The sequence below is a fragment of the Bordetella sp. genome, from assembly GCF_051960075.1.
Lineage (GTDB): Bacteria > Pseudomonadota > Gammaproteobacteria > Burkholderiales > Burkholderiaceae_B > Bordetella.
The window spans coordinates 1-12,882 of record NZ_JBQCER010000032.1 but is presented as its reverse complement, the minus strand read 5'-3'; the positions used below and the strand labels follow the sequence as shown (position 1 = coordinate 12,882).

The following is a 12,882-nucleotide window of genomic DNA, read 5'->3' as shown; positions in this document are numbered from 1 at the left end:
CCGCGCGCCGCGCATACGCCGGAACCGGCCGACAATCCGGCTTTCAGAACTGGGCGGCGTCCTGCCCCAGATACTCGTAGCTCTCGGTGTTGACGCGCGAAACGCGCCACTCCACGGGCTGATGGCTGTACGAATACGCTATCCGGCGCACTTCGAGCAGGGGCGCGCCTTCGGCGACACCCAGCCAGCCGGCATGCCGCGCATCGGCCAGACAACAGCGCAGCCGTTCGTCGGTCGCGATGACGTTCACCCCGAAGAATTCCTGGTAGAAGCTGTATAGCGTGCCGGTCCGCTCGCGCAGTTGCCGTTCGGACAAGCCCGGGAAGCGCGCCTCGGGCAGACTGATGTCGTCGACCTGGACCACGTCGCCGTTGAGCGCAAGCACGTTGGAAAACTCGAACACATAGGCGCCGCTGGCCAGGCCGAGCTTTTCTCGCACCAGCGCCGAGGCGCGAACCCGGCCGAAACGCAGCAGCCTGGTGGCAGGGTAGGACTTGTGCCCGTCTTGTCGCACGACACGGAAGAACTTGAAAAAGTGGGCGTTGCGGCTGTGCTCGGCCACAAAGGTGCCGCGCCCTTGTCGGCGCACCAGAATATTCTCGGCCGCAAGCTCGTCGACTGCCTTGCGCAGCGTGCCGATGGACACCCCGAAGCGCTCGGCCAGCTGCTTCTCGGGCGGAATCGCCTCGCCTTGAGTCCACTCCCCGCGCGTCAGCGCCATCAGCATGGCGTGCTTGACCTGTTCGTACAAAGGCGCGTCGGGCGGCGCCTCGGAAAGCGGGTTGAGATCCATCGCGTGCTTGGGATTCGTGGAATTTTGCAAGTTCGAGTGTAGCCGCGCCTGGCCGGCTTTCTCAACTCATACAAATCATATATATGATTTAGTTGACTTGAGTAATATGGATGAATAATATGTACAAGAGCGCCGACCGGAGGACGGTCGGCAGCCGCACCGATCAAGGAGGAGAGAAATGATTCATGCCGTATTGCACGAGGCCAAGGACACCGTGGCCGTCGTTGTCGTGGAAGGCCTGACCGCCGGCACCGAGCTGAATGCCTGGGTCATGGACGAAGACCGCATCATCCAGGTCCGGGCACGCCAGGACATTCCCATCGGACACAAGGTGGCGCTCGCCGACATGGCGGTCGGCGACACGGTCTACAAGTACGGAGAAGACATCGGCAAGGTGGTGGCGCCGATCCAGGCCGGCCAGCATGCCCACGTCCACAACATCAAGACCAAGCGCTGGTAGGCCGGCTTAGCCTCCGTCATCCACATCCGGACACACAGGATTCTTCATCATGGCCATCATCACCCCATCCACCACTTTTCACGGCTACCGGCGCGACAACGGGCGCGTCGGCGTGCGCAACCACGTCATCGTGCTGCCCGTGGACGATATCTCCAACGCGGCGGCCGAGGCCGTCGCCAACAACATCAAGGGCACCCTGGCCCTGCCCCACCCCTACGGGCGGCTGCAGTTCGGCGAAGACCTGGATCTGCACTTTCGCACGTTGATCGGCACCGGCTGCAACCCCAATGTGGCGGCCGTCATCGTGATCGGCATCGAGGAAGGCTGGACCCAACGCGTGGTCGACGGCATCGCCGCCACCGGCAAGCCGGTCGCGGGATTCAGCATCGAACTGCACGGCGACCACGACACCATCATGCGCGCGTCGAAGCAGGCCAAAGAATACGTGCACTACGCCACCGCCCTGCGGCGCGAGCAATGCCCGATCTCCGAGCTGTGGGTATCGACCAAGTGCGGCGAGTCGGACACCACGTCGGGGTGCGGCGCCAACCCCACCGTCGGCAACGCCTTCGACAAACTGTATGCCACGGGCAACACGCTGGTGTTCGGCGAAACGTCCGAGCTCACCGGCGGCGAGCATATCGTGGCCAAGCGCTGCGCCAACGACGCCGTGCGCGAGCGCTTCATGTTCATGTTCAATCGCTACCAGGACATGATCGACCGCTGGAAGACCAGCGACCTGTCCGAATCGCAGCCCACCAAGGGCAACATCGCCGGCGGCCTGACCACCATCGAGGAAAAGGCCATGGGCAATATCCAGAAGATCGGCAAGACATGCCGCATCGACGGCGTGCTGGACAAGGCCGAGATGCCTACCGGCAAAGGCCTGTGGTTCATGGACTCGTCGTCTGCCGCGGCCGAGATGGTCACGCTCTGCGCAGCCTCGGGCTTCGCCGTGCATTTCTTCCCCACCGGGCAGGGCAACGTCATCGGCAATCCCATCCTGCCCGTCATCAAGATCTGCGCCAACCCGCGCACGGTGCGCACCATGTCCGAACACATCGACGTGGACACATCGGGCCTTCTGCAGCGCGAGATGGATCTGGACCAGGCCGGCGACAAGCTGCTCGAGTGCATGCTGGCGACCGCCAACGGCCGCTGGACTGCCGCAGAAGCCCTGGGACACCGCGAATTCGTGCTGACGCGGCTGTTCGAAAGCGCCTGACCTACCAAAACAGCGGGGCGGCGACCGAGGCGGCAGACCTCGGCGCGCGCCGCCGGGCGCATGCCCGCGCTCGACCTCAGGTCGGCGCGGGCCGGTCCGACGACGTTCAGGCCCCTACATCCACGGAGGAGCAACATGAAAGACAAGTTTCATGCATACGTCGATATCGGCCGCCGTCGCCTGCTGCATGCAGCAGGCGCAGCGAGCCTGCTGGGCAGCCTGCCCCTGAAATCCGCCCTGGCCCAGGACGCCTGGCCGGCATCGCCCATCAACTATGTCGTGCCGTTCGCACCCGGCGGGCTGACCGACGTGGCGGCTCGCATGGTGAGCAAGGCGCTGGGCGCGGATAAAAGCTGGAACCTCATCGTCCAGAACAAACCCGGCGGCAACGCCAATATCGGCGCCGCCTTTGTGGCGCGGGCCCGCCCCGATTGCTACACCTGGCTGGCCATCACGATGACGCACGCGGCCAACGCCACGCTGTTCAAGGACTCGGGATACGACCTGCTCAAAGATCTGGCGCCGCTGGCGGGTCTGGCCGCCTCGCCCATGATGGTGGTCGTCAACGCCAAGAGCCCGATCAAGACCATGGCCGACTTGCTCAAGGCAGCCAAGGGCAAGCGCCAACTCACCGCCGGTTCCAGCGGCAACGGCACGCCGCCGCACCTGACGCTGGCGCTGTACGAGAAGCTGACCGGCACCAAGCTCACGCACGTGCCCTACACCGGGGGAGCCCCTTCGCTCACCGACCTCATCGGCGGCCAGATCGACGTGGTGTTCTCCAACTATCCGGAATCGCTGGCCCATGTGAAAAGCGGCGCACTGCGGGCGCTGGCGATCACCACGCACGCCCGCAGCCCCGATGTGCCCGATGTTCCGACCGTGGCCGAGGCCGGCATACCCGATCTCATCGTGGAGAACTTCACCGGCATCATGGTGCCGGCCGGCACGCCCGCAAACGTCGTGCAGCAAGCCAGCGCGGCAGTCCTGGCCGAGTTGAAGAAGCCTGACATGCAGCGCACGCTGGTGCACCTGGGCTTTGTACCGCAGCCGCGCGGGCCAGCCGAATTCGGCAAATACCTGGCGACGGAAGTGCAGCTATGGCGCAAGGTCATCCAGGAATCCGGCATCCACACGTCTTGAGTCCATCCAACTCCCCACGACCTGAGCACCCTTTATGCTGATTGTCATCTCAGAATTCATGGATGAAGCTGCCGTCGCGACGCTCGCGGCGCGCCACACAGTCCGCTACGAACCCGACCTGGTGGACCGCCGCGATGCGCTGCTGCAGGCATGCGAGGCCGCCGATGCGCTGATCGTGCGCAACCGGACCCGGGTCGACGCGGCGCTGCTGGCCGCCGCACCACGGCTGCGCGTGGTGGGGCGCCTGGGCGTGGGGCTGGACAACATCGAATTGCCTGCCTGTGCCGAACGCGGCGTGCGGGTGATCCCGGCCACGGGAGCCAACGCCCGAGCCGTGGCGGAATATGTCATCGCCACCACCTTGTTGCTGCTGCGTGGCGCCTACGCTCACAGCGCGCAGGTCGCTGCGGGCGCCTGGCCCCGCACCGAGCTATCCAGCGGCCTGGAGGCCGAGGGCCGGACACTGGGCATTGTCGGCTTTGGTGGCATCGGCCAGTTGACCGCGCGGCTGGCGCGCGGGCTGGACATGAAGGTCGCCGCGCACGACCCCCTGTTGCCCGCCGACGCCCCCGTCTGGGCCGAGACCGGCGCACACCCCATGGCGCTGGACGAACTGCTGGCCACCAGCGACGCCATCAGCCTGCATATTCCTTTGACGCCGCAGACCGCAGGCTTGTTCGACGCCACGCGGCTTGCCCGCATGAAGCCGGGCGCCGTCCTCATCAACACGGCGCGCGGCGGCATCATCGACGAGTTCGCCCTGGCCGCCGCCCTGCGCGGCGGAGCGCTGCGCGGCGCGGCGATCGACGTCTTCGGGCAGGAGCCGCTGCCCGCGGGCAGCCCGCTCGCCGGCGCGCCCAACCTGATCCTGACGCCCCATATCGCCGGCCTCACTCAGGAAGCCAACGAGCGCGTCTCCAGCCTGGTGGCGCAACGCGTGGACGACGCCCTGCGCGCTTGAGCGCGTTTTTTCATCGGAATCCGACTTCATGGCACGCATCGAATTCGACGAACTGCGGCAATTGGCCGAGCGGGCGCTGAGCGCCAGCGGCGCTTCGCTCGACATGGCCCGCTCGACCGCGCTGGCGCTGGCCAGAGCCGACGCCCAGGGCCTGGCCTCGCATGGCGTATCGCGCGTTCCCGCCTACTGCGCCCACCTGAGAAACAGCCGTGTCGACGGCGCCGCACAACCGGTCATCTCGCGCGAACACGGCGCGGGATTGCTGGTGGACGCTGCCGACGGCCTGGCGTTTCCGGCCTGCGCGCTGGCGGTAAGCGAAGCCGTGGCGCGCGCCAGGCGCCTGGGCGCGGCCTTCGCCGGCGTTACCAACAGCCATCATTTCGGCGCAGCCGGATTGCACCTGGATGCCATCGCCCAGGCCGGGATGGTGGGGCTGGCCTTCAGCAATTCTCCCGCCGCCATGCCGGCCTGGGGAGGCAAGCGTGCCCTGTTCGGAACCAATCCCATCGCAGCCGTGTTCCCGCGGCGCGAGGCCGAGCCGCTGTTGATCGATCTGTCGCTGTCGGCCGTGGCGCGGGGTAAGCTGATGGTCGCCGCGCAGGGCGGCCAGCCCATCCCGCTGGGCTGGGCACTGGATTCGGAGGGCCGACCCACGACCGACCCCAAGGCGGGCATGTCCGGCAGCAAGATGACGGCCTGCGGCGACAAGGGCGCGATGCTGGCGCTGATCGTCGAACTGCTGGTGTGCGCGCTGACCGGCGCACGATTAGGCTTCGAGGCCGACTCCTTCCTCACCGAAGAAGGCAATCGGCCGCGTATCGGGCAGGCCTTTCTGGTCATCGACCCACGCGCTCTGGCCGGGCAGGACGTCTTCTTCGAACGAGTCGAAACGCTGATCGCCGCCATGCTGCAGGATGACGAGGTGCGGCTACCCGGCGCACGGCGCGGCGAGCGCGAACGCGCCGCGCGCGCTGCAGGTGTCGACGTCGCCGATGAGGCACTGCGGCAATTGCGCGAGCTGGCAACAGGCCCCGCCTCGCCAGCCTGACGACAGGCACGAAATCAATGCAAGAAATCACCATATTGGTGCATTTGCACCATAACGAAGCCTACCGACGGTCTTCACGATTGAACGCGGCCTGAAAATCCCCAAGGCTGCACCGCGTTGGTTCGCTTATTCCCCATCTTGGATCAGGTTGGCCCGTTTTTTGCTTGTTTTTGCACGGTTTTGATACACGACAAGCAATCATCATGGACAACCTCAAGACAAGCTCCGATACGCTTTTTCTGTTGCTCGGCGCCGGCATGGTGCTCGCCATGCACGCAGGCTTCGCTTTTCTGGAGCTGGGCACGGTCCGCAAGAAAAACCAGGTCAATGCGCTCGTGAAGATCCTGGTCGACTTCTCGGTCTCGACCATCGCTTATTTCTTCATCGGCTACACCATCGCCTACGGCGTGCAGTTCATTACCGACGTGAACGCGCTGGCCCAGCACAACGGCTACCCGCTGGTGCGCTTTTTCTTCCTGCTGACGTTCGCGGCGGCAATACCGGCGATCGTCTCGGGCGGCATCGCCGAGCGCTCGAAATTCAACCCCCAGTTGTGCGCGACCTTCGTCATTGTCGGCTTCCTCTATCCCTTCTTCGAAGGCATGGCCTGGAACGACCGCTTCGGCGTGCAGGACATGCTGGCGCACGCCTTCGGCGCGCCGTTCCACGACTTCGCCGGATCGGTCGTGGTGCATGCCTTCGGCGGCTGGGTCGCCCTGCCGGCCGTCATGCTGCTCGGCCCGCGCCACGGCCGCTACACCCGCGACGGCCGCGTCGCCGCTGCGCACCCGCCCTCGAGCATCCCCTTCCTGGCGCTGGGCGCCTGGGTGCTCACCGTGGGATGGTTCGGCTTCAACGTGATGAGCGCGCAAACCCTGGACAAGATCAGCGGCCTGGTCGCCGTCAACTCGCTCATGGCGATGGTCGGCGGCACGCTGGCCGCCTGGCTCATCGGCCGCAACGACCCGGGCTTCACCTATAACGGCCCCCTGGCGGGACTGGTGGCGGTCTGCGCAGGCTCGGACCTCATGCACCCGCTCGGCGCGTTCATCACCGGCGCCATAGCCGGCGCGCTCTTCGTGCTGATGTTCACCAGGACGCAAAACCGCTGGCGCATCGACGACGTGCTCGGCGTGTGGCCGCTGCACGGCCTGTGCGGCGCGTGGGGCGGCGTCGCCGCGGGCATCTTCGGCCAGCAGGCGCTGGGCGGTCTGGGCGGCGTCTCGTTCGGCGCCCAGCTCATCGGCACGCTCGGCGGTGTCGTCATCGCCGCCGCCGGCGGCTTCATCGTCTATGGCGCGCTGCGCGCCTTCGTCGGCCTGCGTTTGAGCCAGGAAGAGGAATACGACGGCGCCGACCTGTCGATCCACAAGATCAGCGCGACGCCGGAATAAACACAACGCGCGACCCCGGCGTCTCGAGAACGCCGGACACTGCCCACCCCCGACAAGCGCCGCTCAATCCTCGATCAGGCAATCCACGTAGAACCGCTTCTCTCCATCCGGCCCAACCTCGTCGGCCAAGCCATGGATGTAAGTCTCGAACCCCGGGAACCTCTGATTGAACTCGCGAGCGAACTGCAGATACTGCACGATGGTCTTGTTGAAGCGCTCGCCCGGGATCAGCAGCGGAATGCCCGGCGGATAGGGCGTGAGCAGCACGCCCGTCACGCGCCCTTCCAGCTCGTCGATGGCCACGCGCTCGACCTCGCGGTGCGCCATGCGCGCAAAGGCATCCGACGGCTTCAGCGCCGGCACCATATCGCTCAGGTACATCTCGGTGGTCAGCCGCGCCACGTCGTTGGCGCGGTAGGCTTCGTGAATCTGCTGGCACAGATCGCGCAGGCCCATGCGCTCGTAGCGGCGATGCGCGCGGCAGAACTCGGGCAGGATGCGCCACAGCGGCTGATTGCGATCGTAGTCGTCCTTGAACTGCTGCAGATCGGTCAGCAACGTGTTCCAGCGGCCCTTGGTGATGCCGATGGTGAACAGGATGAAGAAGGAATACAGGCCCGTCTTCTCGACCACCACGCCGTGCTCGGTCAGGTACTTGGACACCAGCGCAGCCGGAATGCCCGTCTCGCCGAAGCTGCCCGACATGTCCAGCCCCGGCGTGACCACCGTGGCCTTGATCGGGTCGAGCATGTTGAAGCCTTCGGCCAGGTCGCCGAAGCCGTGCCAATGATCGTTGGACTCCAGCAGCCACTCGTCGCGGTTGCCGATGCCCTCGCCGGGCAGGCGGTTGGGCCCCCAGACCTTGAACCACCAGTCGTTCTTGCCGAACTCGGACTCCACCTTGCGCATGGCGCGGCGGAAATCCATGGCTTCCTTGATGCTTTCCTCGACCAGCGCGGTGCCGCCGGGCGGCTCCATCATGGCCGCGGCCACGTCGCACGACGCGATGATGGCGTACTGCGGCGAGGTCGAGGTGTGCATCAGATACGCCTCGTTGAAGACATTGCGATCGAGCTTGCGGGTCTCGGACTCCTGCACGATGATCTGCGAGGCCTGCGAAATGCCGGCCAGCAGCTTGTGCGTGGAGTGGGTGGCGAAAACCATCGCGTCCTGGCTGCGCGGCCGGTTGGTGCCGATCGCGTGCATGTCCTGGTAGAAGCCGTGGAAGGCCGCATGCGGCAGCCACGCTTCGTCGAAATGCAGCGTGTCGATGTAGCTGCCCAGCTTTTCCTTGATCATCTCGACGTTGTAGATCACGCCGTCGTAGGTGCTCTGCGTCAGCGTCAGAATGCGCGGCGTCTTGTTTTTGGCCTCGCGGGCGAAGGGGTTGGCCTCGATCTTCCTGCGGATGTTCTCGGGCTCGAACTCTTCCAGCGGAATGGGACCGATGATGCCCAGATGATTGCGCGTGGGGCGCAGGAAAACCGGAATCGCGCCGGTCATCGTAATGGCGTGCAGAATCGACTTGTGGCAGTTGCGATCCACCACCACCACGTCGCCTGCGGCCACGTTGGCATGCCACACCACCTTGTTCGACGTGGATGTGCCGTTGGTGATGAAAAAGCAATGGTCGGCGTTGAAGATGCGCGCGGCGTTGAGCTCGGATTCGGCCACGGGGCCGGTGTGATCCAGCAGCTGACCCAGCTCGTCCACGGCGTTGCAGACGTCGGCGCGCAGCATGTTCTCGCCGAAGAACTGGTGGAACATCTGGCCCACCGGACTCTTCAAAAACGCGACGCCGCCCGAGTGGCCCGGGCAGTGCCAGGAATACGAGCCGTCCTGCGCATAGTCGACCAGCTCGCGGAAAAAAGGCGGCGCCAGGCCGTCGACATAGCTCTTGGCCTCGCGGATGATGTGGCGCGCCACGAATTCGGGGGTGTCCTCGAACATGTGGATGAAGCCGTGCAGCTCGCGCAGGATATCGTTGGGAATGTGTTCGGACGTGCGCGTCTCGCCGTACAGATAGATGGGAATATCGGTATTGCGAAACCGCACCTCGCCGATGAAGGCGCGCAGATTCTTGATGGCGCTGGCCACATCCTCGGGCGAGGCGTCGTCGAACTCTTCGTCGTCGATGGACAGAATGAAGGCGCTGGCGCGGCTCTGCTGCTGCGCGAACGACGTCAGGTCGCCGTAGCTGGTGACACCGATGACCTCGACGCCCTCGGCCTCGATGGCCGATGCCAAGGCCCGAATGCCCAAACCCGACGCGTTCTCGGACCGGTAGTCTTCGTCGATGATGAAGATGGGAAAGCGAAATTTCATGCAGGCGCTCCTGGATGAGGATAGGACCTGTACACACCGGCGAAGGGGGCCTTGGGCCAAATAACGGACGCGAGTTTACAGCGAGTCTGCGACCTCAAGTTGACAAAAGTCTACGACCGCCCGAGGTTCCCGGGCGGGCCAGACCGGCGCAGGCCCAGGCGTGACATACTTCAGAGGCCCATAGCCCCTCGCCCATCCCGGATCGCCATGTCCAGCCCCACACAGATACGCCTGCTTGCCGCCCCCGACACCTCTGCCCTGCGAGACCTGCGCCTGACCGCCCTGACCGAGGCGCCGCGCGCCTTCGGATCGAGCCTGGAAGAGGAGGAATTGCTGGGCCTGGACCACTTCCTGCGCCTGGCCGAAGCCGACGAAAAAAGCGCCGTCCTGGGCGCCTTCACCCAGGGCCGCATGGTCGGCATGACCTGCATCTCGCAGTACGGCAAGCTCAAGGCACGCCACAAGGCCGTCATCTGGGGCGTCTACGTCAACCCCGAGCACCGCGGCCGAGGCCTGGCCCGGCAGCTCCTGGAAGCCGCCCTGGCGCGCGCCGCGTCCATGCCCGGCGTGCGCCGGGTGCACCTGACGGCCGCCGCCGACAACGCCGCAGCGATCGCGCTCTACACCACGCTAGGCTTCGTGCAATACGGCCGCGAGCCCGAATCGCTCTGCGTCGGCGGCGAACTGATCGACGAAGTGCTGATGAGCTGCGTCCTGAGATAAACCGAGACGAGACGGAACGAGATGAAACGAATTGAGATGACCTGAGCATCGCCGCCGCGGGCGTAAAGCGCTCCGGCGCCTAAGTGACGGGGCAGTCCGCGTAGCGGACTTTGGCCGCCTAAGGCGGCGGCCAAACCCGGCACTTCGAAGCCGGAGCGCTTTATGCCCGCGGCGGCGATGCGGCGCAAGAAAACGAGCCCCCCCGATCGCTCAACCCGCCAGCGCCCGCATCTCGGAAATCAAATCCGCCTTGCCCTCGAACCCGATCCCAGGCAGCGCAGGCAGATCCACATACCCATTGCGCACCTTCACGCCATCCGGAAACCCGCCATAGGGCTGGAACAGATCCGGATAGCTCTCGTTGCCCCCCAGCCCCAGCCCCGCCGCGATCGCCAGCGACATCTGGTGCCCGCCGTGCGGAATGCAGCGCGACGGCGACCAGCCGTGCTCCTTGAGCATGTCCAGCGTGCGCAGATACTCCACCAGCCCGTAGCTCAACGCGCAATCGAACTGCAGCCAATCGCGATCGCTGCGCATGCCGCCGTAGCGGATCAGGTTGCGCGCATCCTGCATCGAGAACAGATTCTCGCCCGTGGCCATCGGGCCCTCGTAGACCTCGGCCAGCCTGGCTTGCAGCGCGTAATCCAGCGGATCGCCCGCCTCTTCGTACCAGAAGAGCGGATAAGCCGACAGCGCCCGGGCATAGTCGACGGCGGTCTGCAGATCGAAGCGACCATTGGCGTCGACCGCCAGCTGCTGGCCAGGGCCGAGTATCTTGAGCACCGCCTCGATACGCTCGCAGTCCTCGGCCAGCGTGGCGCCGCCGATCTTCATCTTGACCACCGAGTAGCCCCGCTCGAGATAGCCGGTCATCTCGGCCCGCAGCCCGTCCAGGCCCTTGCCGGGATAGTAGTAGCCGCCTGCCGCATAGACGAACACATGCGGATCGGCCTTGCCGTTGCCGTAGCGCTCGGCCAGCAGCTGATACAGCGGCTTGCCGGCGATCTTGGCGACTGCGTCCCACACCGCCATGTCCATCGTACCCACCGCCACCGAGCGCTCGCCGTGGCCGCCGGGCTTCTCGTTGATCATCATTTGCTGCCAGATCTTGTGCGGGTCCAGGTTCTCGCCCGTGTCGTCCAGCAGCGAAGCGGAGTCGGCCTCGAGCACGCGCGGACGGAAGCGGTCGCGGATCAGGCCGCCCTGGCCGTAGCGGCCGTTCGAGTTGAAGCCGTAGCCCACCACCGGCTTGCCGTCGCGTATGACGTCGGTCACCACCGCGACCAGGCTCAGGGTCATCTTGGAGAAGTCGATATAGGCGTTGCGGATGTCCGAGCGGATGGGCCGGGTGGATTCGCGGATGTCCACGATTTTCATGAGAGGTCTCTTGGTCTGGAAGTTCAGGGAATGCGCGTCTTTCAGCGCGGCAGCGAAGCGCCGCCGCAAATGGCGATGTCTTGCCCGGTGATGGCCGCGGCCTCGGGCTTGAGCAGGAAGTCGACCAGCGCGGCGATCTCCTGCGGCTGGATCAGGCGGCCGATGGGCGGCAGGCGCGGCAGGCTGGCGGCCCGGGCCGGATCGCTCAGCATGCCGGTTTGCGTCGCGGCAGGCGACACCACATTGACCGTCACGCCGCGGGCGGCAAATTCGCCTGCCCAGCTGCGCGCCATGGCCACCAGAGCCGCCTTGGTGGCGGCGTACTGGCTGCGGCCCGGCATGCCCTGGGCCACCCGGCTGCCGACCAGCACCACCCGTCCCGCGCCGCGTCCGGCCATGGCCGGCATCAGGGCCTGGGCCAGGCGCGTCGCGGCATCGACGTGCAGCGTCCACATGCGCAGGCCGTCGGCCGGATCGAGCTGCTCCAGCTCGCCCACGCGCAAGATGCCCGCGGCATGCACCAGCGCGCCGGCGTCCTGCAGACCCGCGCAAGCGGCGCGCGTGGCCTCGGCGCTGCACAAATCCACCGACAGGTGCCGATACGCGGGATGGTCGATGGCGGCCGGGCCGATATCCAGGCCCGCCACGCGCCAACCCGCATCCAGCAGGCGCTGTGCGATGGCCAGGCCTATGCCCGCGCCGCTGCCTGTCACCACAGCCAGCACGCGCGCGCCGCCGAGTTCATCAGTCGACATGGATGTGGCCTTCGGCAATGATCTGCTTCGAACGGACCATGTCGTCGCGCTGGAACTTGACGAAGTCCGCGACGCTGCCCGGCGTCAGCAGCACGCCCAGGGGCGTGTACTTGGCCTTGAGCTTGGCCAGCGCGGTGTTGACCTCGGCATTGATTTTCTCAACCACCGCGGCGGGCATGTTCGCGGGGCCCCACAGACCGTACCAGCTATAGGCCTCGTAGCCGGGAACGGTCTCGGCCACGGTCGGCACATTGGGCAGATTGGGCAGGCGCTTGGCGGAGGTTACGGCCAGGATCTTGAGCAGGCCGCCTTTATATGATTCGAGCGCGCCCAGCACCGGATCGATGAAGCCGTCGATCTGGCCGCCGATCAAGTCCTGGAACGCCGGCGCGGTACCGCGATAGGGCACCACCGTGTAGTCGAGCCCGCCTTCGCGCTTGAGCAGCTCGGTGCCCAAATGACCGGCCGAACCGATGGATCCCACGGCGAACATCAGTTTGCCGGGATGACTCTTGGAATATGTCAGCAGACCCGCCACGTCAGTCACGGGCAGATTCTTGTTCACCGACACCGCCAGCGGCGCCTTGGCCACCATGGCGATGGGCGTGAAGTTCTTCTCCACGTCGTAAGGCGGCTTCTTCATCGTCATGGGCGCCGTGGTGAAGGTCGACGCGTTGA

12 protein-coding genes are annotated in these 12,882 nt (G+C 65.7%); 7 read left to right on the top strand and 5 right to left on the bottom strand.

The features are described from left to right. Positions 1-43: 43 nt before the first annotated feature. Positions 44-793 carry a GntR family transcriptional regulator gene (locus ACTHJ1_RS04275; RefSeq protein WP_440188248.1) on the bottom strand — a complete coding sequence of 250 codons (750 nt, stop codon included), beginning with the start codon at positions 791-793 and terminating at the stop codon, positions 44-46. A 178-nt stretch (positions 794-971) separates the two neighbouring features. On the opposite strand from ACTHJ1_RS04275, the gene ACTHJ1_RS04270 reads away from it, so the two are divergent. From ACTHJ1_RS04270 to ACTHJ1_RS04245, 6 genes are all read left to right on the top strand, one after another. Further along, a complete protein-coding gene (locus ACTHJ1_RS04270) occupies positions 972-1,253 on the top strand; it encodes a UxaA family hydrolase (protein ID WP_440188195.1) in 282 nt (93 codons plus the stop codon). A gap of 49 nt (positions 1,254-1,302) precedes the next feature. Further along, complete coding sequence (locus tag ACTHJ1_RS04265) at positions 1,303-2,478, top strand: UxaA family hydrolase (protein WP_440188192.1); 1,176 nt, start codon at positions 1,303-1,305, stop codon at positions 2,476-2,478. A gap of 135 nt (positions 2,479-2,613) precedes the next feature. Further along, positions 2,614-3,621 carry a Bug family tripartite tricarboxylate transporter substrate binding protein gene (locus tag ACTHJ1_RS04260; RefSeq protein WP_440188189.1) on the top strand — a complete coding sequence of 336 codons (1,008 nt, stop codon included), beginning with the start codon at positions 2,614-2,616 and terminating at the stop codon, positions 3,619-3,621. Between the two features lie 34 nt (positions 3,622-3,655). After that, the gene (locus ACTHJ1_RS04255) at positions 3,656-4,582 is read left to right on the top strand and encodes a hydroxyacid dehydrogenase (RefSeq protein WP_440188186.1); all 927 of its coding nucleotides are present in this window, start codon (positions 3,656-3,658) and stop codon (positions 4,580-4,582) included. Positions 4,583-4,610: 28 nt separating this feature from the next. Continuing rightward, entirely contained in the window at positions 4,611-5,630 is a 1,020-nt protein-coding gene (locus ACTHJ1_RS04250; RefSeq protein WP_440188183.1) for an Ldh family oxidoreductase, read from the top strand. A 203-nt stretch (positions 5,631-5,833) separates the two neighbouring features. Continuing rightward, entirely contained in the window at positions 5,834-7,024 is a 1,191-nt protein-coding gene (locus tag ACTHJ1_RS04245; RefSeq protein WP_440188180.1) for an ammonium transporter, read from the top strand. 63 nt (positions 7,025-7,087) lie between these two features. Here ACTHJ1_RS04245 and ACTHJ1_RS04240 read toward each other — a convergent pair whose 3' ends face one another. After that, the gene (locus ACTHJ1_RS04240; RefSeq protein WP_440188177.1) at positions 7,088-9,349 is read right to left on the bottom strand and encodes an Orn/Lys/Arg decarboxylase N-terminal domain-containing protein; all 2,262 of its coding nucleotides are present in this window, start codon (positions 9,347-9,349) and stop codon (positions 7,088-7,090) included. A 207-nt stretch (positions 9,350-9,556) separates the two neighbouring features. Between ACTHJ1_RS04240 and ACTHJ1_RS04235 the strand changes: the two genes are divergently transcribed. Further along, the gene (locus ACTHJ1_RS04235; RefSeq protein WP_440188174.1) at positions 9,557-10,072 is read left to right on the top strand and encodes an N-acetyltransferase family protein; all 516 of its coding nucleotides are present in this window, start codon (positions 9,557-9,559) and stop codon (positions 10,070-10,072) included. A 210-nt stretch (positions 10,073-10,282) separates the two neighbouring features. On the opposite strand, the gene ACTHJ1_RS04230 is transcribed toward ACTHJ1_RS04235, so the two are convergent. The 3 genes from ACTHJ1_RS04230 to ACTHJ1_RS04220 all read right to left on the bottom strand — a co-directional run. Next, a complete protein-coding gene (locus ACTHJ1_RS04230; protein WP_440188171.1) occupies positions 10,283-11,449 on the bottom strand; it encodes a mandelate racemase/muconate lactonizing enzyme family protein in 1,167 nt (388 codons plus the stop codon). Between the two features lie 41 nt (positions 11,450-11,490). Continuing rightward, entirely contained in the window at positions 11,491-12,204 is a 714-nt protein-coding gene (locus ACTHJ1_RS04225) for an SDR family NAD(P)-dependent oxidoreductase (protein WP_440188168.1), read from the bottom strand. Then, on the bottom strand, positions 12,194-12,882 hold a 689-nt coding region (locus ACTHJ1_RS04220; RefSeq protein ID WP_440188165.1), incomplete at its 5' end, for a Bug family tripartite tricarboxylate transporter substrate binding protein. The genes ACTHJ1_RS04220 and ACTHJ1_RS04225, both read right to left, overlap by 11 nt.